Annotated in this window: 22 protein-coding genes; 12 read left to right on the forward strand and 10 right to left on the reverse strand. The window is 34.7% G+C overall.

Translation table 11 applies throughout. From position 1 onward, the window contains the following. Positions 1-32: 32 nt before the first annotated feature. Positions 33-704, forward strand: coding sequence for a matrixin family metalloprotease (locus G7Y57_RS12770; RefSeq protein ID WP_165024680.1), 672 nt, complete (start codon positions 33-35; stop codon positions 702-704). Here the strand turns inward: G7Y57_RS12770 and G7Y57_RS12775 are convergent. The 7 genes from G7Y57_RS12775 to nusB all read right to left on the reverse strand — a co-directional run bounded on the left by G7Y57_RS12775 (position 653) and on the right by nusB (position 5,984). Continuing rightward, on the reverse strand, positions 653-1,438 hold the full coding sequence (locus tag G7Y57_RS12775) for a metal ABC transporter ATP-binding protein (RefSeq protein WP_165024682.1): 786 nt from the start codon (positions 1,436-1,438) through the stop codon (positions 653-655). The genes G7Y57_RS12770 and G7Y57_RS12775 overlap by 52 nt on opposite strands. Then, entirely contained in the window at positions 1,431-2,318 is an 888-nt protein-coding gene (locus tag G7Y57_RS12780) for a metal ABC transporter solute-binding protein, Zn/Mn family (protein ID WP_165024685.1), read from the reverse strand. The genes G7Y57_RS12775 and G7Y57_RS12780 overlap by 8 nt, the downstream gene beginning before the upstream one ends. Before the next feature lies 1 nt (position 2,319). Then, entirely contained in the window at positions 2,320-2,970 is a 651-nt protein-coding gene (locus G7Y57_RS12785; protein WP_165024687.1) for a carbonic anhydrase, read from the reverse strand. Between the two features lie 2 nt (positions 2,971-2,972). After that, positions 2,973-3,557, reverse strand: a complete 585-nt coding sequence (coaE, locus tag G7Y57_RS12790; RefSeq protein ID WP_165024690.1) for a dephospho-CoA kinase — start codon at positions 3,555-3,557, stop codon at positions 2,973-2,975. 20 nt (positions 3,558-3,577) lie between these two features. Beyond that, positions 3,578-4,453, reverse strand: coding sequence for a YbbR-like domain-containing protein (locus tag G7Y57_RS12795; protein WP_255491438.1), 876 nt, complete (start codon positions 4,451-4,453; stop codon positions 3,578-3,580). 147 nt (positions 4,454-4,600) lie between these two features. Next, positions 4,601-4,948 (reverse strand): preprotein translocase subunit YajC, encoded by a 348-nt coding sequence (gene yajC / locus G7Y57_RS12800; RefSeq protein ID WP_165024696.1) that lies wholly within the window; start codon positions 4,946-4,948, stop codon positions 4,601-4,603. Between the two features lie 109 nt (positions 4,949-5,057). Beyond that, positions 5,058-5,984, reverse strand: coding sequence for a transcription antitermination factor NusB (gene nusB, locus G7Y57_RS12805; protein ID WP_165024698.1), 927 nt, complete (start codon positions 5,982-5,984; stop codon positions 5,058-5,060). 199 nt (positions 5,985-6,183) lie between these two features. Here nusB and cmk point away from each other — a divergent pair, with 199 nt between their 5' ends. The 5 genes from cmk (at position 6,184) to G7Y57_RS12830 (ending at position 11,168) form a co-directional block, all read left to right on the forward strand. After that, a complete protein-coding gene (cmk, locus tag G7Y57_RS12810) occupies positions 6,184-6,876 on the forward strand; it encodes a (d)CMP kinase (RefSeq protein ID WP_165024701.1) in 693 nt (230 codons plus the stop codon). Further along, complete coding sequence (locus G7Y57_RS12815; RefSeq protein ID WP_165024703.1) at positions 6,877-7,752, forward strand: 4-hydroxy-3-methylbut-2-enyl diphosphate reductase; 876 nt, start codon at positions 6,877-6,879, stop codon at positions 7,750-7,752. 218 nt (positions 7,753-7,970) lie between these two features. After that, positions 7,971-8,951 carry a 6-phosphofructokinase gene (gene pfkA / locus G7Y57_RS12820; protein ID WP_165024706.1) on the forward strand — a complete coding sequence of 327 codons (981 nt, stop codon included), beginning with the start codon at positions 7,971-7,973 and terminating at the stop codon, positions 8,949-8,951. Between the two features lie 125 nt (positions 8,952-9,076). Further along, positions 9,077-9,538, forward strand: a complete 462-nt coding sequence (locus G7Y57_RS12825; protein ID WP_165024708.1) for a dCMP deaminase family protein — start codon at positions 9,077-9,079, stop codon at positions 9,536-9,538. Then, a complete protein-coding gene (locus G7Y57_RS12830; protein ID WP_165024710.1) occupies positions 9,528-11,168 on the forward strand; it encodes a S41 family peptidase in 1,641 nt (546 codons plus the stop codon). The genes G7Y57_RS12825 and G7Y57_RS12830 overlap by 11 nt, the downstream gene beginning before the upstream one ends. A gap of 77 nt (positions 11,169-11,245) precedes the next feature. Here G7Y57_RS12830 and G7Y57_RS12835 read toward each other — a convergent pair whose 3' ends face one another. After that, a complete protein-coding gene (locus G7Y57_RS12835) occupies positions 11,246-12,445 on the reverse strand; it encodes a glycosyltransferase family 87 protein (RefSeq protein WP_165024712.1) in 1,200 nt (399 codons plus the stop codon). Positions 12,446-12,631: 186 nt separating this feature from the next. Here G7Y57_RS12835 and G7Y57_RS12840 point away from each other — a divergent pair, with 186 nt between their 5' ends. From G7Y57_RS12840 to G7Y57_RS12860, 5 genes are all read left to right on the forward strand, one after another. Then, positions 12,632-13,183, forward strand: coding sequence for a 5-formyltetrahydrofolate cyclo-ligase (locus tag G7Y57_RS12840; protein WP_165024714.1), 552 nt, complete (start codon positions 12,632-12,634; stop codon positions 13,181-13,183). A 16-nt stretch (positions 13,184-13,199) separates the two neighbouring features. Beyond that, positions 13,200-13,979, forward strand: coding sequence for a C40 family peptidase (locus G7Y57_RS12845; protein ID WP_165024716.1), 780 nt, complete (start codon positions 13,200-13,202; stop codon positions 13,977-13,979). 114 nt (positions 13,980-14,093) lie between these two features. Then, a complete protein-coding gene (locus tag G7Y57_RS12850; RefSeq protein WP_255491442.1) occupies positions 14,094-15,704 on the forward strand; it encodes a sulfatase-like hydrolase/transferase in 1,611 nt (536 codons plus the stop codon). 52 nt (positions 15,705-15,756) lie between these two features. Further along, complete coding sequence (locus G7Y57_RS12855; RefSeq protein WP_165024720.1) at positions 15,757-16,896, forward strand: hypothetical protein; 1,140 nt, start codon at positions 15,757-15,759, stop codon at positions 16,894-16,896. Positions 16,897-16,995: 99 nt separating this feature from the next. Then, positions 16,996-18,852, forward strand: coding sequence for a DNA topoisomerase IV subunit B (locus tag G7Y57_RS12860; RefSeq protein ID WP_165024722.1), 1,857 nt, complete (start codon positions 16,996-16,998; stop codon positions 18,850-18,852). On the opposite strand, the gene G7Y57_RS12865 is transcribed toward G7Y57_RS12860, so the two are convergent. Then, on the reverse strand, positions 18,853-19,335 hold the full coding sequence (locus G7Y57_RS12865) for a hypothetical protein (RefSeq protein ID WP_165024724.1): 483 nt from the start codon (positions 19,333-19,335) through the stop codon (positions 18,853-18,855). Positions 19,336-19,456: 121 nt separating this feature from the next. On the opposite strand from G7Y57_RS12865, the gene G7Y57_RS12870 reads away from it, so the two are divergent. Next, complete coding sequence (locus G7Y57_RS12870) at positions 19,457-21,088, forward strand: peptide MFS transporter (protein WP_165024726.1); 1,632 nt, start codon at positions 19,457-19,459, stop codon at positions 21,086-21,088. 5 nt (positions 21,089-21,093) lie between these two features. On the opposite strand, the gene G7Y57_RS12875 is transcribed toward G7Y57_RS12870, so the two are convergent. After that, positions 21,094-21,969: a helix-turn-helix domain-containing protein gene (locus G7Y57_RS12875; protein WP_165024728.1), complete on the reverse strand. Its 876-nt coding sequence runs from the start codon at positions 21,967-21,969 to the stop codon at positions 21,094-21,096. Positions 21,970-22,046: the final 77 nt, after the last annotated feature.

Raw genomic sequence — 22,046 nt, forward strand, 5'->3', positions numbered from 1 at the left:
ATAGAATAATTGTGATCGCAAGACAAACATTTATGTTTATAATATGTTTTTCATTAATAAGTTTATGGGCTTGTTATAATGAAAATATAAAAGAAGAGAAACACGTAGAAGTGTTGCCTCCTGAGGGTGTAACAATCATTATGCAGCCTTTCGATGATTTATCACCAATATTAGTTGATTCAATATACAAGAGACTTATAAATATTAATCCCAGTATCACTGTCTTAGAACCTATCCCATTACCTGTTTCTGCTTATTATTCTCTTCGCAACCGATATCGTGCCGATTCTCTAATAAATTTTCTATGGCAAAGAAGTACAACTAAAAGTGTTGTTATAGGACTAACCAGTAAAGATATAAGTACTAAAAAAGGAAATATTAAAGACTGGGGTGTAATAGGCTTAGCATATTGTCCAGGGCATTCGTGTGTTGTATCTACTTATAGATTGTCAAAAAATAATATTGAATCGCAATTTTTTAAGATTGTTATTCATGAATTAGGACATACACAAGGTCTTCCTCATTGTCAAAAAAGCAGCACATGTCTAATGAACGATTATGAAGGAGGAAATAAAACAGATGAACTACAAGATTTTTGCCAATTTTGTAAAGCTCATTTAGAAAGAAAGGGGTTGGAATTTAAGATAACAGATCACTCGTCACTGCAACAATCGCACCCCTCATGTTTTTCTAATACACGGTGAGGAAAATCGCCATGACCAATGATTTCGATAGGGCAGGAGTTATACGATTTTTCGAGCCAATCGGTTGATATATTAGCTCCCGAATGATAATGTAATCCTTCATTGACACAAGCTATATTTTTGACCATCGACACAACAGTGCCCACATCATGAGAAACAAGAATAATTGCTGTATCTTTGTTTATCTCTTCCAATAATTTATAGAAATTTGTTTCGAAACGCTTATCTACATAGGAGTTAGGTTCGTCAAGCACCAGCAAATCAGGATTATCAACAATCGCTCTACCTAATAAGGCCCGCTGTAATTGACCACCCGATAGTTCACCAATAGCTTTATGAAGAAAATCCTGTAAGCCCATTTTTTCTGCTACTTCCTGCGCTCTAGCTTTTTGTAGAGTCGAATATGATGTGAAGAATTTACGGTTCATAGTCAATCCTGACAATATTACATCGTAAACAGATATTGGAAATTTCTTATCTATCTGATTGATTTGTGGTAGATAACCTATATTTATTCTAGTACTACCAACATGTTTTTTAGGGAAGGATATAATACCTTTATTAGGCTTCACTAAACCTAGTATTGTTTTGAGGAGTGTTGTCTTACCTCCTCCGTTGGGGCCAATGATACCTAGAAAATCATTTTGAAAAACATCCAAATTGACATTTTTCAAAACAAATGGATTATTATCATATCCAACTGTAAGATCCCTTATTTCGAGTACTTTATTCATTGTCAGACGCTAAAGCTTTAGCTATTTTAATCATTTCTTCTTTCCAATAATAAGAAAGCAAGTTTATAGGAACTGTTTTAGCACCAATAGCATTAGCAACAGTCTCTGCATTTTTTGTATCAAATTCTTGTTGAATAAATACAACTTTCACACCTTCGGCTTTTGCAGTATCTATCAACTGCTTCAATTGCGAGGGCGAAGGATTTTTACCTTCATATTCGATTGTATACTGAGTCAGACCATACTCTTCGGCAAAATAACTAAGAGCAGGATGATAGATAATAAATGCTTTGCTAGGGGCTTTGTCTATATACGTTCTCAATATGCTGTCTGTTTCGTTTATTCCAGCAATTAGCTCGTTATAGTTTGTAGTATAAAAATCCTCATTAGCCTTATCTAGGTCAACAACAGCCCTAAACATGTTGTCGGCTATAATTTTTGCTGTAGCCGGAGAACTCCATATATGCGGATCTGCTCCATCATGCCCGTGATCGTGATGTTCTCCATCTGCATGCTCATGAATATGACTCCCTTCGATAGGCGTAATACCAATCGAACAATCAATTAATTTCATATCCGGATTATTATGACTAATCTTTTCTATTAATGTATTTTCTATACCCAAATAACCTACTTTAAAATAAGCGATACTTTTATCCAATATCATCAATTGGGATGGAGCCAAATCGAAGCTTTCGGGATTTGAGCCACTTGGCACAACACAATTAACACTATATTTATCGCCAACAATTTTATCGAGAAAATACTTCTGTGGATTAATAGTCACAGACAGAGTAGCAGGTTTGTCGGCTCTAGGGGGCTTACAGCCTACGAATAGTATGATTGTCAGTAAAGATGTTATTATTGCAACTCTTCTCATTTTATTTACCTTTTGTTAAATCGTATATCTTACGAATGCGATTTAATTCTTTTTCGAAGTCTATTTCTAAATCTTTTAATAGTCCATCGTGTAAGTCATAAACCCACCCCGCAACAAGTGGATACCCACTTTCCATATATGACTTCTGAACCTCAGCTGTCTTAATTACATTCAGACACTGTTCATATACATTGATCTCTACCAGTCTGTTATATCTCTCGCGTTGGTCTGTTATTGCATCCAACTCTTTTTCATGCAGTCGATATACATCCCGCACATTACGTAACCATGGATTGAGAATCCCTAAATCGCGGGGTTCCATTGCAGCTCGAATACCACCACAATCGTAATGTCCGCAAACAATGATATATTTTACATTCAGATACTCGACTGCATAATTTATCACAGATAACGCATTGAGATCGTTGTTTACAACCAGATTAGCTATATTACGATGTACAAACACTTCTCCAGGTTCTAAGCCCATTACTTCGTTAGCATGCACACGGCTATCCGAGCATCCTATATAGAGATAATCAGGATTTTGTTCTTGCGAAAGATGTTTGAAAAAGTCAGGATCTGCAGACAATTTTCGCTCTATCCATTTTTTATTAGCTGTAAATATTTCTTTGTATGAACTTTTAAAAGGCATAATTATTCATTTTTTAGTTGTTTAATAATTTCTAGAACTTGTTCTATTAATGACTGTGTTCCATCATTAACAACTATAAAGTCTGAAAGTTTCATTTTTTTTTCGTCCGGCATCTGATTTTGAATACGCTCCAAAACTTTCTCCCGGCTTACATGATCCCTATCCATTGTTCGTTGTATCCTAGTCTCTAAAGGAGTATATACCATTATAACTTTATCCACAAGTCCTTGTAGACCAGACTCGAATAAGATAGCAGCTTCTTTAGCTACGATTGGATATTTTTTATTATTAATAACCCATTCGCGAAAATTTCTTTCTACTTCAGGATGGATTATATGATTTACTGCCTCTAATTTATTTTTGTCAGTAAAAATATGTGAAGCAAGTAAAGTTTTATTTAGCGTAGTACCATCGTATAAATCGTTTCCGAATAATTCTATCAGCTTTTCTCTTATATTAGGAGAAGTAGCTGTTAACTTCTTACTCTCTACATCTGCTATATATACAGGAATCCCACAAAGAGAAAATATCTCGGTTACGATAGATTTTCCACTTCCTATTCCACCTGTAATTCCAACCTTAATCATTTTGACAAGATATTATTTTATTATTCTTTTTCAAGAACAAATTCTACTTCACCCGGAATAGGCAATTTTGTCCTTATATAGTCCGGACTTGTTATCAGACGAACTGGGATAGAGGATGATGGGTCTTCTAAATTTTTAATTTCGTCATAATCAACAATAACCTTAAAATCATCAGGTTTAATTTCATTATGTCTTTTCAAACCGACAAAGAAAGGAACTTTCACAGTCGAAGGAAAAAATCTGATATTTAAGTTATTCGGCAGATTAACACATGTGACAGGAACTTCAATCTCTTTAGATGTAAACTCATCAACAGGTATCGATAGCTCAACCTTATTAGGTATAAATCGGATTCCTCTTATCGGTTTTATTGCTACTGCGATATTTCTACTTGAGGTAACATTGTCTATCGTATCGCCTACCGTATGTGCAAATGAAATAGTGTCTAAAGAAGCTTTACTTCCATAGGCAATAACCGAATCAGGAGATGTAATAAAATCGCCATCTATAATATAACCTGCAGCTAGATTTATATAGCCATCATATATTACAGCCAATTTTTTTTGTTGCAAGACAGCGTATGTGTAAGATAACTGGGCAGGTGAATAGCTCATCAATTCTGATGATAAAAATAATTTTCCTCGAATAGTTTGTTCAAATACCCGTCCCTGTATTACTTGCGATTGCGACTCGTGTATCATTTTTCTGATATCTATCTCCAAAGAATCGTTTCGTTTAGCGAAATAATATCTAAAGAGAGTAGCACCATCGTCTTTTATTCTGGTAGTGATCACTGTCGGTAATTCAGTTTCAAAGACTACACTATCGGGGATATTCACATATTTGAGGGGTATAACATATGTAACCTCAAATTTTTGACGATAAATCTGCATCATCCAAAAAATTGAGGATAAAAAAACGAAAAATGAAAAAGTCAGAATCTTTCTCCATCGAATTCTCTTGAAAAAAGCTCTGACTTTGTCTAATAATATATCATCAGTATTGCTCATACGGCTATACCATAGATTTTGTTTTTATCTAGATCACTTGCTTTGTTGAGTGTCCTCAGCAGAAATAAATACTGAAGCTTTTTCAACTTTAATTTTTGTTCCTTCCGCTATTTCGATGATAAAGTATGTATCACTCACATCTTTTACTTTGCCATGAATACCACCTGCAGTAACAACTTTGTCGCCTGTTTTGATCGAATTACGAGCTTCTTGAATGGCTTTTTGTTTTTTCTGTTGTGGTCTGATCATAAAAAAGTACATAATGGCAAACAAAAGAACCATCATAATAAGCATCTGCCCTGAACCTCCTAAACCTAAAAAGCCTTGAGATTCTGCTGCTCCATCAGCTGCAGCTTGTAAGAATAAACTTAATAAAGTCATAATTGTAAAATGATATTTATGTTTATATTATTGTAATTCCAAAATCAGTTCTACAAATATAGTTTAATAATTTGAAATAGAATTAATCGAAAAACAATGATAAGTATTATTATTTCTTAAAAATTCGCTTTTTCTCTTTCAATTCTTTCACTATTGCATCGAGAATACCGTTTATGAATGATGCACTTTTCACTGTACTGTACGATTTAGCAACATCAATATATTCGTTCAATGTAACATTTATAGGAATTGAAGGGAAAGTCATTATTTCAGATATAGCTATTTGCATTATTATCATATCCATAATTGCAATACGTTCCGATTCCCAATTTTTCGTATATCGATCTATTAGTTCACGATACTCTTTTGCATTCAGCATCGATTCTTTCAATAGCTGTACAGCAAACTCTCTATCAGTTTCGTCTTTGAACATTGGTAATAATTCCTGATCAGAACCTTTACTTTCGTCAAATCGTTTAATTGTCTTTATAACAAACGATTCCACTATTTCAACATCATCATTCCAGAATAAACTTTCATCCTCAAGTAGCGTGTATAAATCTTCATTAACACAAATAATGTGTTTGAAAATGTTTCGCCAGAATTCACGATGAACATCATATTCATCAGATGGATTTACACTATACTCTTGATAGGCTTCCGATGCTAGTATCGAATCTAAAGTATTACGCAGAAAAGCATCATGCTCTGTCCAATCGAAAGGTCTTTCTTTCAAATAATCGTTTAATTGCCTGTTAACACGTAATTGGTTAATAAACTTGTTTTCCAACAATTTTGTGTTAGGACTCATATCCTCTTGGGTTGGCAACAATTTGGCTTTACGAGCATCGACCCTCTGTTCATAGGCATCTGTTAACTCGATAAGCAACAATAATAAGTAAAAATAGAGATCATACGATTTTTGAAGACTGAAGAGGAGTTCGTTTTCAGCTTTTTTCAAATCATTGGTTTCATTCTGATTACAAGAAAACAATATTTGAACTACTCTAATGCGGATAAGAACGCGATTTATCATATTTAAGAGCGAGATATTTGAGTGTGCAAAAGTAAGGATTTTTTTGTAATGCCAACACTCTTCTATCAAATATTATAATCTTCATATTTATTTAAAATATATCTTTGTGCATTATTTAGAATTAAGCACCTTAAATATTTATTAAGCTATTCTGATAAACATTTATTTTGATGGAGTGTTGTATTATAAACAATGATGAATGAAAAAAATAACAATTGCAATTGACGGTTTTTCTTCGTGTGGAAAGAGTACTATGGCCAAAAGTCTGGCAAAACAAATTGGATATATCTATATAGATAGTGGTGCTATGTACAGAGCTATTACACTATATTGCATAGAACACAATTTGTTTAATGATGATCAACTAGATGAAGCAATATTATCAAAAGAGATTGATAACATAAAGGTAGAGTTTAAAATAAATAGCATCACAGGGACCCCCGATACATACTTAAACGGGCAAAATGTAGAAGCCGCGATAAGAAGTATGGAGGTATCTAACAAAGTAAGTCAAGTAAGTGCTATTGCTGCTGTGAGACATGCAATGGTAGCTCTCCAAGAAGAGATGGGCAAAGCAAAAGGGATTGTAATGGATGGAAGAGATATAGGTACAGTTGTTTTTCCTGATGCGGAGTTGAAAATATTTGTAACAGCAAAACCAGAAATAAGAGCTCAACGCAGATTAGACGAGCTTCATTCTAAAGGAGATACAAGAATAACTTTCGATGAAGTTATTGAGAATATTAGAAACAGAGATCATCTTGACCAGACACGGAAAGAAAGTCCACTAAAGAAAGCTGACGATGCAATAGAGCTGGACAATTCATATATGACCATTGACGAACAGATGCAGTGGCTTTTAGATAAGTTTAAACAAAAAACAACAAGTTAAATGAGTAACATAGAAATAGATGCAAAATCAGGCTTCTGCTTTGGAGTTGTAAATGCAATAAAAAAAGCAGAGGAAGAACTGGCAAAAGGAGGAATTCTATATTGTTTAGGAGACATAGTTCACAACAATTTAGAAGTAGATCGTTTAGAGAAACTGGGCCTTCGTACAATTAATCATGAAGAATTTGCTCAACTAAAAAATGCAAAAGTATTATTAAGAGCTCACGGTGAACCACCTTCGACTTACGAAGTAGCAAAACAGAACAATATAGAAATTATTGATGCGTCATGTCCTGTAGTACTTCGTCTTCAAAAGAAGATTCATGGAAAATACAGCCAAGAAATTGGAAATGAGACTCAAATTGTTATTTACGGGGAAAACGGACATGCAGAAGTAAATGGATTGCTTGGGCAAACAGAATCGAATGCTGTAGTGATTGAGAAAAAAGAGGATCTGGATATGCTGGATTTTTCAAAAAACATCTGTTTATTCTCACAAACAACTAAACCTCTGGATGGTTTTAGTGAAATTATAGAGATTATGCAGAGCCGTATGATAGGTGATGCCAAATTCGAATTTTTCGACACAATTTGTCGTCAGGTATCGAATCGTATTCCAAATATCAAAGAATTTGCAACAAAACACGATATTATATTCTTTGTTGCCGGCGAAAAAAGTTCGAATGGAAAAGTATTATTCGGTGAGTGCAAAAAATACAACCCTAATTCATACTTTATCACAACACCAGACGATATAGATATAAGTGTTATTAACAAATCGTCTTCGATAGGAATATGTGGTGCTACATCTACTCCAAAATGGCAAATGGAAGATGTGGAGGCTAAAATCGAAGAAATAAGATTGAAACTTTTGTAAAATGAGATTTACAGTTATCACAAACTTCTCATTTTACTCACAAAATAAGAAATAGGGATTAAAATCCTTCAACTGCTCCGAAAGTTAAAATTCGGAGCAGTTTTTTTACAAATTGCTACTCAAATTACGTTTGAGATTGATTTTATTTTTAAATTTGCATATCTTTATTGAAATAGCAAAGAATAATAGCAATTATACAATTTATATAAACAAGGATTATGGCTAACATTAAGTGTATTGGAGTTTTAACATCAGGGGGAGACGCCCCGGGTATGAATGCTGCTATTCGCGCTGTCACTCGTGCTGCAATTTATAATGACATAGAAGTCAAAGGTATCATGCGTGGCTTTAGAGGTCTTATATTTGACGAAATTGTCCCATTTAAAACAAACAGTGTAAGTAATATTATACAACAAGGCGGAACTATATTGAAAACTGCACGTTGTCAGGAGTTCTTGACTCCCGAAGGTCGTAAAGTTGCATACGAAGCTCTTAAAAGAGAAGGAATAGATGCTCTAATTGTTATTGGTGGTGATGGTTCACTTACCGGCGCACGTATTTTCGCTCAGGAATTCGATTTACCAATAGTTGGTTTACCGGGAACCATAGATAATGATCTTTCGGGAACAGACCTTACCATCGGATACGATACTGCTTTGAATACGATTATGGAAGCTGTTGACAAAATTAGAGATACAGCGAGTTCACACGAACGTTTATTCTTTATTGAAGTAATGGGCCGCGAATGCGGATTCCTTGCTCTGAATGGTGCTATTGCATCGGGAGCTGAAGCTGCCATTATCCCTGAAATGACATTCCAACAAGACCAATTAGGAGATCTTATCTCTAACGGATTTAGAAAGAGTAAAAACAGTAGCCTTGTTCTCGTTACTGAAGGAGATATTACAGGGGGAGCCATGTCAATGGCCGAACGTGTGAAAAAAGAATATCCTCAGTATGATGTTCGTGTAACTATATTAGGACATGTACAACGAGGAGGATCGCCAACTGCCAGCGATCGTATTCTGGCCAGTAGAATGGGAGCCGCTGCTATAGATGCATTGAAAGACGATCAACGCAATGTGATGATTGGAATTCAAAACGACAAAATAGTATATGTTCCTTTTTCTAAAGCAATTAAGAAAAACAAACCAATCCAAGAGGATTTATTAAATACACTGAAAACCCTTTCAATTTAATTATTGACCAAATGGTATCAAACAAAAAAGGATTCATAAAACATTATGGATTCTTTTTTGTTTTATTTCCAGTATAATACGCCAGTTTTTTGTACTTTTGTGTCGCAATTTGATAACGTAAAAATATGAGTGAAAATAAACAGCGACTATTGGACGAGCGTTATATGAGAATGGCTACTATCTGGGCTGAAAATTCTTATTGCAAACGTCGAAAAGTTGGTGCCCTTATCGTGAAAGATAAGATGATCATCTCTGATGGATATAATGGCACCCCATCCGGATTCGAGAACATTTGTGAAGATGAAGATAACGAAACCAAGCCATATGTCTTACACGCCGAAGCGAATGCCATCAGTAAGGTTGCATGCTCGCACAACAGTAGCTTGGGTGCTACAATGTATGTGACAACATCGCCGTGCATCGAATGTGCAAAATTAATTATTCAGGCAGGCATTAAACGAGTGGTATATAACCAAAAATACAGGCGTACCGATGGTTGTGCCCTATTGGAACGAGCCGGTATAGAAACTACATACATAGATATTGATAATTTTGACGATATAAATAAAGAAGAGAATGAACAATAATAAGAGAATATACCTCTGGTTGCCTTTAATCATAGCTTTCAGTATAGCTGTCGGTATATTTATAGGCAATAAATTTTCCGGAATAAATTCCATTGGTAGCATTTTTGGTAAAGAAGAAAATAAGCTCGAAGACATATTTAATTACATCAACAAATCGTATGTCGACACTGTAGATATGAACGAGTTGATAGAAAATGCAATCCCAAATATTATTTCGGGACTTGATCCACATTCTACATATATATCTGCAGAAGATATGGCACTTACAGGCGATGAGCTCGACGGGCATTTCTCCGGTATCGGCGTCGAATTTATGATACAAAACGATACTGTAACCATTGTAAATGTTATATACGGAGGTCCATCTGAAGCTGTTGGAATAATGCCTGGTGACCGTATTGTTACTGCAAACGATAGTACGCTTGTAGGTAAGGGCATAAGCAACGAAAAAGTTTTCCGAAGTTTGAGAGGCCCTAAAGACACAAAAATAGAACTCGGAATCAAGAGGTCAACCAGCAAAGAACTACTCACTTTCACTGTTACTCGTGCAGATGTACCGGTAAAAAGTGTTGATGCTGCTTATATGTTGGACGATAAGATTGGTTATATCAAAATAAGCAAATTTGGAGGCAAAACATATGATGAATTCATATCCGCTATTGCCAAATTAAAAAGTCAAGGTTGTCAATCATTTATTATCGACCTTCAACAAAATATAGGAGGGTATCTAGGTGCTGCAATAATGATGACAAACGAATTTTTACCTGGAGGTGAATTAATTGTCTATACAGAAGGGCGTACTTATCCTCGGGAAAATGTTTTCGCTGATAATTCGGGTACATGCAAAACAAATCAAGTAGTAGTACTTATCGATGAAGGCAGTGCTTCGGCCAGTGAAATATTTGCAGGGGCTATACAAGATAACGATAGAGGACTAATAGTTGGCCGCCGTTCATTCGGAAAGGGACTTGTTCAAAGTCAACATATATTCGGCGATGGTTCAGCTCTACGATTAACGATAGCTCGTTACCATACTCCATCAGGCAGATGCATACAAAAAGCATACGAAAGAGGGAAAGGTGATGTATATGGACAAGATCTGGAAAATAGATACAAAAGAGGTGAATTCGATAGCAGAGACAGCATTAAATTTGACAACCTTCCTCTATTCCACACTACAGGTGGAAGACCAGTATATGGTAATGACGGGATATTAGCCGATGTATTTGTTCCACGAGATACTATTGGTGTAAATTCATATTATCTTAAAGTGGCCTATTCCGGCCTATTGAAAGAATATGCATTTGCTTATACTGAAAATAACCGTGCGAAATTAAAAGGATTCAAGACATGGAAAGATGCTGCTGACTATTTAACGAAGCAGCCTTTGGTTGAGAATTTGGTAAGTTACGCCGAAAATAAAGGAATACGCCGTCGCCCCTATCTTATTGACGAATCAAGGAGACTTATGCAAAATCAATTAGAGGCACTAATTATACGTAATGTATTTGGTGACGAAGGTTTTTACCAGTTATACCAACGAGACGATACAGCTATAAAGAAGGCTGTAGAGCTTCTCCAGAATAATAAAGCGACGCCCGAATCTATAAGAAAAGGGAAATATAAGTAAATCACTAATAAGATCAACTATAAAAGGAAAAAGGGTAAGAATTCCAAATTCTTACCCTTTTTCCTTTTATCTGATTTTTATTTATTATCTGTTATGTAGCCATTTGATAAAACGCTAGTTTCTGACTTTCGAAATGTTACGAGTTGATATATCAATGTCAGCCATACAATGAAATATGGCAAAGCCTTTAAAGCATATGGTCTGATAATATCGCTCCTGATAAAAGCAGGGGCAATATCAGAACCGGCACAAATAGTGATGATTATTGTAATAATGAAAAGTGACATTACATATTTACTATACGGTTTTTTCTGAATTAAAAACCACAACACAGCACCTGTGATGGCTATTATATAAGTACAAGTCTCTGACCCACTACTAAATAATACTACAAACATCAATGTGGAAGCCAAAATACCAAATTGATACACAGGATTACTATAAGCCCGGACTTGTATATATTGTAATGCAAATAGAAACATGGCAGGTAAAATTATAACAAGAGTAGATATTTCATACAATCCGCCGATCTTTCTTATCATTCCTATCACTGATATGTTTTGCATAAGTGAGATAGTATTTGAATCGTTTTTCACTATAAGTTCGTTATACCAGTCGATATAGCTCTGTACTACAAACTGTGGAGAAGATATAAGCATTGGCAAGACAAAGAAGATAAAACTCCATAAAAATAGATAACCTATCAGTTTAATTTTATTTTTCGAAAAGAAAAAGAAAGCTAACCCAACAACTCCATACAGCTTAATAAATAAACCTAAAGTAATAAAGCATGCCGCCCAGAATTCCTTTTGGGATTTTATGCAGATAAAAGTACCAATAATAAGAGCTGCAATAAGTGTATTAGTATTACTGTTTGTTGCATTTACATATAATTCGTGCAGTGCGATCCAATATATAATAACTTTGCCCTTCCAAATAATAGGTAGTTTATAGATAGCTATTAATAAAGTTATTGCAATGCAAACCTCCCATAATATAGTTCCAATAGAGTCCGGCAATAAAGCAAATGGGGCAATAACTAAACTAAATATAGGGCCATAATGATTTACATCAAAATACTTATCAGCGTATCCTGCATACAAATTAACCTGATCAAGAGTGTTATAAAATACATATTTAAAGATTAAATAATTATTATTGACTCCATTGAAAGCATGCTTTAAACCAGCGAATAAAGCTACTAAAATCCAAATAGAAAAAACAAACCGTTTATCTGAGAAAATCGGTCTTTGAAAAAATCTAGTTATAAAACCCATTCGTTACATTCAGTTTAAGTTAGATTCGTCATAAAAACAAACGAAATAATACTTTATTTTGATCGTCAAAATGTTTTAAGGCCTAAAAATAAGGCATTATTAGCAAAGTAATGTAAATTTGCACTAATTTAAATAAAATCACAATATACTCTATATATTACAATACTAGAGTTCTAGTTTTTTAAGATGAAACAACAAGCAAAAGAGAAGCTTAGGAAAGAAATTTCTACTATTAAACAAAAATACACACCTAAAGAATTATTTATTCGTTCCGAGGAGGTATTTTCAATCTTAGAAATTACAGGTATTTTTCAAGATTCTAAGACTATATTTATATACAACAGTTTACTCGACGAGGTCTCTACAGTAGATTTTATCGAAAGGTGGCACAATACTAAAGATTTTTATCTGCCTGTAGTGGAAAATGACAATCTTGTTTTCCGTAAATATGATTCTTCTACAATTTTCAGCAAGTCGTCGTATGGTATACAAGAGCCTAAAGGCGAAAACTTTACCGATTTCAAGAAAGTAGATCTTATTATAGTTCCGGGCATGGCTTTCGATCGTAAGATGAACAGAATGGGTAGGGGAAAAGGCTATTACGACCGTTTTTTACCAAAGTTATCAGCCCCTAAAGTAGGGATATGTTTCGATTTTCAATTATTAGATCAAATTCCGACTGATGATAACGATATTAAAATGGATTATCTGATTTCTGAAAATGAACTCATCTGGTAATAAAATAGCTACAATTATGGATTTTGCGATAAATACAAATACGATTTTAGCTATTAGAGTAGATGTCGAAGAGAGCTCTGAAATGACATCTCAGCTATTATTTGGAGAATACTGTGCAATATTAGAGGAAAACGAAGCTTTTTGCAAAATAGAAAACTGCATTGACAAACATATCGGATGGGTAAAAAAAGATGGGCTTCACCCATTATCGTCAGAAGAAATAGAAGAAATAAAAAAACAGCCTACCATAAGGGTTTGTGTGCCTATGGCTGATGTGTTTTGTCTGACTGATAAAACCATATACCGCTTTACAATAGGAAGCCTTATTCCAAATTATGACGCAAATACCAGTAAATTTGAACTTGCCGGTAAAATATATCAGATACACCCCAGTTTTATAACATATTTGCCCGAAAGCAATAAAGAGGGGATTGTCCCAACAGCTATGTCTTTGCTTAATACTCCTTATTTATGTGGCGGGAAAAATATATTCGGGATGGACTGTTCTGGTTTCGTACAAACAGTATTCTCTGTAAATGGTTATATATTACCTCGTTTTGCTCGTCAACAGTCAAATGAGGGAATAATTATCGAAAATATATCGGATGCAGAAGCGGGAGATTTATTATTTTTCGAGAAGGATAGTAAAACATTCCGTGCAGGTATCTATATGGGAGGTTATAAAGCTATTCATGTGGCAAATAATGCTAGAATTGACGATATAGACCAGAACGGTACTTATGAAATATCAGGTATATATACTTATAAACTATCGAAGATAAAAAGACTGGCTTGAACTGGGATCAATAAAATTGTATCTTTGCATATTAAAGCTGATAGACTAAGAATATAATAAAGCGCCTATGGTTTAAAAGCCATTCGCTATCTAATTAAATAGAATATACAACTAATGATTATAGATTTTGTAAAAAAAATCCCCGGCTTCATTTTTAAATATAAATTCACGATACTTTGTCTTTTATATTTTTGCATTATATCCATACTTGCTACATATTCTAACTTAGAAGGTCGTATAAGTAAACCTGCAATAGCCACTGCTTTATCTTTCTTTTTCATTCTTAACATCATTGCTAAGATGAAATATTCAAGTATATTTAGTGTTGTTTTTGCTATACTTATTTCCATAGATTCTTATTTTGCATTTGTATATTCAACCTCCATAACATCCGGTATATTAGGATCAATATTTGAAACGAATGCAGCAGAAGCCAAAGAGGTGCTTACTGATGCATTATTCAAGGCAATTATAATATTGGGGATAACCTTACTTTTGATATTCCAATCAAAAAAAGAACTTAAACCGATCAACTTCTCAATAAAAAAATCACTAGCAGTATTTTTAATATATAGCTGTTTATTTATTCCCGGAATACTGTATCGTAAAATTACAATAAATGAAGTAAGAATGGGTGACTTTGCCATGTTCCCATTAAACACAGTTCAATTACTTACCGCACAACATTTTCCATTGATATATAATGATTGTGTAACTTATTTAGTTTATAGGGATGAGATGAGTAAATTAAACTCTTATAAAACATCCGAAAGAGTCTTGCCCGAAGGTATTGTTTTAGAAAATACAGAATTAGCACCAGAAAAAATATACTATATCATAGGTGAAAGTTCGTGGAGAAACCATTACTCTCTATATGGATATTCTAAAAAGACTACACCATTTCTGGATAGCCTGAATGCTGCATCCCCCAATAATATTAAATATTATGATGGTATAGCTCCAGCTCCTTTTACGCGGGATGCTACCCGTATTTTATTATCGTTTGCAACCCCAACTGATATAAATCCGTTCTTCAGAGAGAAAAGTATAATAGATTTAGCTCATCATGCCGGATACGAAACCCTTTGGATATCAAATCAAGCACAACTGGATTTTAATGGCAGTTACATCGGTTATGTAGCGATGAATGCGAATTATAACTTTTTTAACACTAAAACATCTGAAAATGATTTAGATTTGCTTCCTGTAATAGCTGATAGAAAAAAACAAGGCAAAAAGCAATTTATTATAATCCATCTTACAGGTAGTCATTTATCATATAGCGAAAGATTTGACGAAATAGATGTTGCTGCAATAGCAGGAGGTAATGATCAGATAACTCAGTATGATAGGACTATACATCATACAGATAGGGTACTAAGAGGTATATATAACGAAATGCAAAAAGATTCATGCTCTGTATTGTATTATATACCCGATCATAGCGAAATTATAGGATTAGGACATGGTTTTCCTAATCAGGGAACTTCTCAATTTGAAGTACCTATAATTGTGATCAATAATAAAGCAGCCGAAATAGAAACGATTGTTGATAAATATATCGATCCCGAAACATCATTGATCAACGGATCGAGTAGTATTTATATATTATCTGAATATTTAGGATATTCTGTATCTAAAGAAAATGTTGAGAAATCGATTATTGATGGAAGATATATCCTGCATGGTGATGGAAAAATATATAAATATGATACTGTCAAATAATATAGAGAGAAGTTTAAAAGATTTTAGAAACAAGATGAATTAATAATATCGCATGTCTGTAATTATAAAAGAAATAAGTAATAGTGATAAAGCTGCAAAAAAAGCATTTGTCAAGTTTCCGATCAAATTATATAAGGATTGCCCTTATTATGTTCCATCATTGATTTTAGATGAATTGGAAACCCTCAATGTAGAAAAAAATCCGGCTTTCGATTTTTGCGAAATGCAATTGTTTTTAGCCTACAAGGATAATAAAATAGTAGGGCGAATAGCAGCAATTATTAATCATAATGCCAATGAAATATGGGAGCGAAGAAATGCCCGCTTTAGTTTTGTCGATTTCATTGATGACAACGAAGTAGTAGATGCCTTATTTGCCGCAGCGACCAAATGGGCTATCAGCAAAGGTATGACAGCGATAGTAGGCCCGATGGGCTTTACCGACTTAGATCACGAAGGGTTGCTTGTACATGGCTACGACAAAGTATCAACCATGGCTACAACTTATAGTTACCCGTACTATAAAGAACAAATAGAGCGTCTTGAGTTTGAGGAAGAAGTGGTATGGAACGAATACCGTATGCCCGTACCGACTGCCGTTCCCGAAAGACATCAACGTATAGCCAATATGATCTCGCAACGATATGGCTTAAAAGTATTAAAGTTTAAAAGCCTGAAACAGATTACACCATACGTTAGTGCCTTGTTTAATTTGCTTAACGTAGCTTATAAGCCTCTATACGGTTTTGCACCGCTTACACAAAAGCAAATAGATTATTATGTAAATATGTATGTGCCACTCCTTCGTTGGGATCTGGTCACTATCATCATAAAAGAAGAAACAGACGAAGTTGTAGGCTTTGCTATAGCAATGCCGAGTCTGTCTAAAGGATTAATCAAATCGAGAGGTAAGCTATTTCCTTTTGGATGGTATCCGTTGCTAAGAGATTTGAAAGGAAAGAAAAATAAAGTAGTAGACCTCTTATTAATCGGTATTGCTCCCGAATATCAGGGAAAAGGAGTTAATGCGATTATATTCAATGACTTTATACCTTCTTCTTTTAAATGTGGTTTCAAATTTGCCGAATCCAATCCCGAATTGGAAATGAACAATAAAGTATCATCTCTATGGGATGGTTTCGATGCGGAAAATCATAAGAGACGTGTAGCATATATAAAGCATCTCAACTAAGACAAGGAATAGAAACAGGATGACTAAATAATTTCTCATCCTCCGATATTTTTCATATTTTTACAAAAGAAATCGATAAAGAAAGGATAAAGATAGTTTATGGAAGAAGAAAAAGATAATTTACCTCTTGATGGAAATTACTCGGATGATGATATAAAAACCCTTGATTGGCAGGAGCATATCCGCCGACGTCCGGGTATGTATATTGGAAAATTGGGTGACGGTTCATCTGCTGATGATGGTATCTATGTACTTCTGAAAGAGACATTAGACAACTCTATCGATGAATTTATGATGGGCTTCGGTAAAACAATCGAAGTAACTATACAAGATGGAGAAGTCCGCGTTCGCGACCACGGTCGTGGTGTACCTTTAGGGAAAGTCAAGGACGTTTCTTCTAAGATGAATACCGGAGCCAAATATGACTCTAAAGCCTTTAAAAAATCTGTAGGTCTGAATGGGGTTGGTATCAAAGCAGTTAATGCTTTATCGAGCTATTTCAAAATCCAAAGTTTCCGCGAAGGGCAGACTACAGCTGTCGAATATAGTAAGGCAATTACCACCAAAGAGGACAAAATACAGCCATCTACAGAAGAGAATGGTACATTAATTGAGTTCATCCCTGACAGTACAATATTTACGAACTATGTTTTCAAAGATGACTATGTAGAGAATCTTTTGAAAAACTATGTATTTTTGAATACAGGGCTGACAATTGTATATAACGGTAAGAAATTCTTCTCCAAGAATGGTCTTGTAGATCTACTGAACGAGAATATGACTTCTGAGCCACTCTATCCGATCATTCATTTGAAAGATGAAGATATAGAAGTTGTTATAACACATAGCAACCAATATGGTGAGGAATACTACTCGTTTGTAAATGGTCAACATACAACACAAGGAGGAACCCATCAGTCGGCTTTTCGTGAAGCAGTATCACGTGTTATAAAAGAATATTACAATAAAAATTTCGATTATGCCGATATACGCACTGGTATAGTTGCTGCTATCAGTATAAAAGTAGAAGAGCCTGTTTTTGAATCTCAGACTAAGACAAAACTAGGTTCGAGAGATATGGGCCCCGGTGGCGTATCCGTTCAAAAGTTCATTAGTGATTTTTTGAAAAAAGAACTGGATAATTACCTCCATAAACATATCGATACATCAGAAGCTTTACTTAGGAAAATACTTGAGTCAGAAAAAGAACGCAAAGCAATTGCCGGTGTAACCAAATTGGCTCGCGAGCGTGCAAAGAAAGCTAATTTGCACAATAAAAAGCTACGTGATTGCCGCATCCATTACAATGATACTAAAGGTGATAATCTGGATGAAAGTTCTATTTTCATCACAGAGGGCGACTCGGCCAGCGGATCAATTACCAAAAGCCGTAACCCTAACCTACAAGCAGTATTCAGTCTTCGAGGTAAACCGTTGAATAGCTTTGGACTAACAAAGAAGATCGTGTACGAGAATGAGGAATTTAATCTGTTACAAGCCGCTTTAAATATAGAAGATGGTTTGGATGGACTACGTTACAACAAGATAATCATTGCTACCGATGCTGATACTGATGGTATGCATATTCGTTTGCTGTTACTTACATTCTTCTTACAATTCTTCCCAGACTTGGTAAAGAAAAATCATGTTTACATTTTGCAAACACCATTATTTCGTGTTCGAAATAAAAAAGAAACAATTTATTGCTATTCGGAGGAAGAAAGAATTGATGCAATGAATAGATTGGGAGTAAACCCCGAAATTACCCGATTTAAAGGTCTCGGCGAAATTTCACCCGACGAATTTGTGCACTTTATAGGAAAAGATATTCGTCTCGACCGTGTGACAATGAAGAAAGAAGACTCTGTAAGCAATATGCTTAACTTCTATATGGGTAAAAATACACCCGAACGACAAGAATTTATTATCGACAATCTGGTTGTAGAAGAAGATTAATTATTCTTCTAATACATTATCTTGCTTTGGCAAGAGTTCAATATTTTCTTCTGTATTATCAGCTTTCTTCATGCTCTTAAAGCTAAAGAATAAATATATTACAGAAATAAGTGACGAAATACATAGTAAATATACACCATTACCTATTTTAGGAAGATTGAAGAACAAATAGATAGATAGTATAAATCCGAATAGTCCGCTGATAAATAGTATAACTCTGGATATTGTTTGTTTCATATATATCCAGAATATCATTGATAAAAGACTGAACGCAGGAACTAGGAATATAGCATAAGTCTGATAAATAGATTCTTTATTTTTTGAAAAGAAATTGGTCACTTTAGTTACAGACTTTTGAGTTCTGGGAATATCCCAACCAACTACTTTAACCAATCCGGCATCTATCCATGGAAGAAAGAATGCAATAATAATGAGAAGAGCCAGCAGTAATTCGAATGAAATATACCTGTTTAATTTATCCATGATTAATTCATTATTGAGTTCAGTAAAATATTTCTGCAAAAGTATATATAATTATTCAAGGTTAGTTCATTAGACAAAAAAGTATATTTCTTATTTTTGAAAAACACATCTAAAACAATATATGACAAAGAAAGTAAGCGCCCACCCAAAAGGATTAAAATATTTGTTCTTCACCGAAATGTGGGAACGTTTCGGTTATTACCTCATGTTGGGTATCTTCCTTCTTTATTTGAAGGATGCCGATGGACTGAGTCTTTCGCCTGCAAGTGCCGCCGATATAGTAGGAACTTATCTGGGATTAGTTTATCTGACACCCTTTCTTGGAGGTTTGATTGCTGATAAATTATTAGGTTATCGCAAATCAATATTATTGGGAGGAATACTTATGTCAGCCGGTTACTCCACACTTGCCATACCGGGCGAAACAGCTATGTGGATCGCTATATTACTTATTATTGTCGGAAATGGTTTCTTTAAACCGAACATATCTACATTACTGGGAAATCTATATGCCAAAGATGAATACAAAGGCAATAAAGATGCGGGATATAGCATTTTCTATATGGGAATAAACCTTGGAGCTTTCATTTGTAACTTCATAGCAGCATATATGCGCAATAATTATGGATGGGGATATGCCTTTTTAGCTGCAGGAGTAGGAATGCTTATAGGTATCATTATATTCTTATCCGGAACACGTCACATAAAAGAAGGGGACATAATTAAAAAATCCGAGAATTCGGGTTCCGATATTGGTAAAGTATTGCTGTATGTATTTGTTCCCGCCATTATTTGCGGTGGTATAGGATGGCTCATACCCGGCAATATATTTGGTTCAGACTCGAATGATGCTTTTCTTATAGGAACTATTCCTGTAATTATATTCTACGCGTCATTGATATTAAGATCGCCTAAGCATGAGCGTCCACAGATAAAAGCTTTGTTAGCGATATTTGCTATCATGATTGTATTCTGGGCTGTGTTTAAACAAAATGCCACAGCATTAACCACCTTTGCCGAGAACTATACAGAACGTACTATAAGTCCCTCTATTGCTGACAAAGCAAATGCGCTTGGCTTTGTAGAAAACATTACTTATAAAAAGGATTCGGTTATCTTACTTGACAGTAAAATGGCGACGATTATAGACGAAAATGGTAAAGTAATGAAAGGTATTGATTATCCTTACTACTATAAAAATACAGCCACAGACAAATTACCGCAGGATGGAGAATCTACAAGCCTTATTTCTACCGAAATATTTCAATCGGTAAATCCTTTTTTTATCATAATACTTACACCTCTGGTGCTCAGCATATTTACATTTTTACGACGTAAGGGTAAAGAACCTTCTACTCCGGCCAAAATGGGATGGGGGCTGCTAATAACGGGACTATCGTCATTAGTAATGGCTTGCGCCGTGATATTTACAGATATTTATACAGACAAAGCGTCCGCTCTATGGCTTATTTGTACTTATGGAGTGCTTACAGTTGGAGAATTATTAATCAGCCCGATCGGCCTATCTCTGACATCTAAAGTCAGCCCTAAAAATATCACATCATTTATGATGGGGGGATGGTTTCTATCAACCTCGATAGGAAATAAACTAAGTGGAATGGTCGCCGGCTTGTGGGATTCTTTCGACAATAAAGCCTATTACTTCTTAATGAATTTTACGGCTTGCCTTGTGGCAGCTATTGCTATTATGCTTCTAGTAAAATGGTTGAGAGGAATTATCCAACAACATTAATCATATTATAATTCAATCTCGTCAGCAGAAATATATCCATGCGTGATACAATAGAATATAAGTCCGGAAACAGTCTTTATCCCTAATTTGGATGTGATATTCTTTCGATGTGACAAAACTGTATTCAAACTAATATTCAGTTTGTCGGCTATTTCCTTATTTAGAAAACCCATAGCAACAAGGCGAAGCACATCTAACTCTCGTTGAGAGATTGCAGCTTTATCTGCTTTCTGTGAACTGTCATTAGATATTAGGTCTTGCCAATCATCAACACCCGATTCTACTAAATCGGCTATCATTGGTTTAAGTATCTTCTCCCTGATTCTATTATGCCTATATAAGTCTTTTTCTAAACTGTCTATCGAAAATATTACAGCGTAGCACATATTCTCGTTGAAGTTTCCTGAAAGATGTTTTATAATAATACTTTTAAGATCGACAAGTAAGGCTAGGGGAGTTTCTCCTTCTACCATTCCTTGTTCTATCTGACTGATAAGCTCATTCTTGAATTTGAAAAACAAACGACCGATCAATTCTAATTGCTTGTTATTAGGATCGCTCATGGCGATGAAAGCATGCATATGTTTTTCTAAATTATGCAGTTGGCCTTTCACCATATACATATCGGTTTGTTTTAAGTATCCTACGACTAGCTCTATATCAAACTTTTGCAATATACGCTCCGGAAAATATTCTTCATTAAGGTAGGTATTTAGAATAGCAAGGAAGAAATCGGCATTAATATCCGATACCTTACATATCTCACCAATTGTTCTATCACCCAATCCCAGTTTTATACCAAATCGGTTTAGAACAGGTATCAACTGATGATTTTCTTCTATTACTTCTGACAATACGGATGCTTTATCTAAAAATATCATAGCATTAGGTGCCTTATATAATTATGTATGTCACAAAGGTATATAATTCTGCAGAATATATTTTATGGAATGAAATA

Source organism: Dysgonomonas sp. ZJ279 (assembly GCF_011039205.1).
GTDB lineage: Bacteria > Bacteroidota > Bacteroidia > Bacteroidales > Dysgonomonadaceae > Dysgonomonas.

Coding starts and splice junctions, on each gene's coding strand:
- G7Y57_RS12770 (WP_165024680.1), top strand. CDS start 33: ATGTTTATAATATGTTTTTCATTAATAAGTTTATGGGCTTGTTATAAT.
- G7Y57_RS12825 (WP_165024708.1), top strand. CDS start 9,077: ATGAGTGAAAATAAACAGCGACTATTGGACGAGCGTTATATGAGAATG.
- pfkA (WP_165024706.1), top strand. CDS start 7,971: ATGGCTAACATTAAGTGTATTGGAGTTTTAACATCAGGGGGAGACGCC.
- G7Y57_RS12815 (WP_165024703.1), top strand. CDS start 6,877: ATGAGTAACATAGAAATAGATGCAAAATCAGGCTTCTGCTTTGGAGTT.
- G7Y57_RS12865 (WP_165024724.1), bottom strand. CDS start 19,335: ATGGATAAATTAAACAGGTATATTTCATTCGAATTACTGCTGGCTCTT.
- G7Y57_RS12855 (WP_165024720.1), top strand. CDS start 15,757: ATGTCTGTAATTATAAAAGAAATAAGTAATAGTGATAAAGCTGCAAAA.
- G7Y57_RS12835 (WP_165024712.1), bottom strand. CDS start 12,445: ATGGGTTTTATAACTAGATTTTTTCAAAGACCGATTTTCTCAGATAAA.
- G7Y57_RS12795 (WP_255491438.1), bottom strand. CDS start 4,453: ATGATGCAGATTTATCGTCAAAAATTTGAGGTTACATATGTTATACCC.
- G7Y57_RS12840 (WP_165024714.1), top strand. CDS start 12,632: ATGAAACAACAAGCAAAAGAGAAGCTTAGGAAAGAAATTTCTACTATT.
- G7Y57_RS12860 (WP_165024722.1), top strand. CDS start 16,996: ATGGAAGAAGAAAAAGATAATTTACCTCTTGATGGAAATTACTCGGAT.
- G7Y57_RS12875 (WP_165024728.1), bottom strand. CDS start 21,969: ATGATATTTTTAGATAAAGCATCCGTATTGTCAGAAGTAATAGAAGAA.
- G7Y57_RS12780 (WP_165024685.1), bottom strand. CDS start 2,318: ATGAGAAGAGTTGCAATAATAACATCTTTACTGACAATCATACTATTC.
- G7Y57_RS12850 (WP_255491442.1), top strand. CDS start 14,094: ATGATTATAGATTTTGTAAAAAAAATCCCCGGCTTCATTTTTAAATAT.
- cmk (WP_165024701.1), top strand. CDS start 6,184: ATGAAAAAAATAACAATTGCAATTGACGGTTTTTCTTCGTGTGGAAAG.
- G7Y57_RS12775 (WP_165024682.1), bottom strand. CDS start 1,438: ATGAATAAAGTACTCGAAATAAGGGATCTTACAGTTGGATATGATAAT.
- coaE (WP_165024690.1), bottom strand. CDS start 3,557: ATGATTAAGGTTGGAATTACAGGTGGAATAGGAAGTGGAAAATCTATC.
- yajC (WP_165024696.1), bottom strand. CDS start 4,948: ATGACTTTATTAAGTTTATTCTTACAAGCTGCAGCTGATGGAGCAGCA.
- G7Y57_RS12870 (WP_165024726.1), top strand. CDS start 19,457: ATGACAAAGAAAGTAAGCGCCCACCCAAAAGGATTAAAATATTTGTTC.
- G7Y57_RS12830 (WP_165024710.1), top strand. CDS start 9,528: ATGAACAATAATAAGAGAATATACCTCTGGTTGCCTTTAATCATAGCT.
- G7Y57_RS12785 (WP_165024687.1), bottom strand. CDS start 2,970: ATGCCTTTTAAAAGTTCATACAAAGAAATATTTACAGCTAATAAAAAA.
- G7Y57_RS12845 (WP_165024716.1), top strand. CDS start 13,200: ATGGATTTTGCGATAAATACAAATACGATTTTAGCTATTAGAGTAGAT.
- nusB (WP_165024698.1), bottom strand. CDS start 5,984: ATGATAAATCGCGTTCTTATCCGCATTAGAGTAGTTCAAATATTGTTT.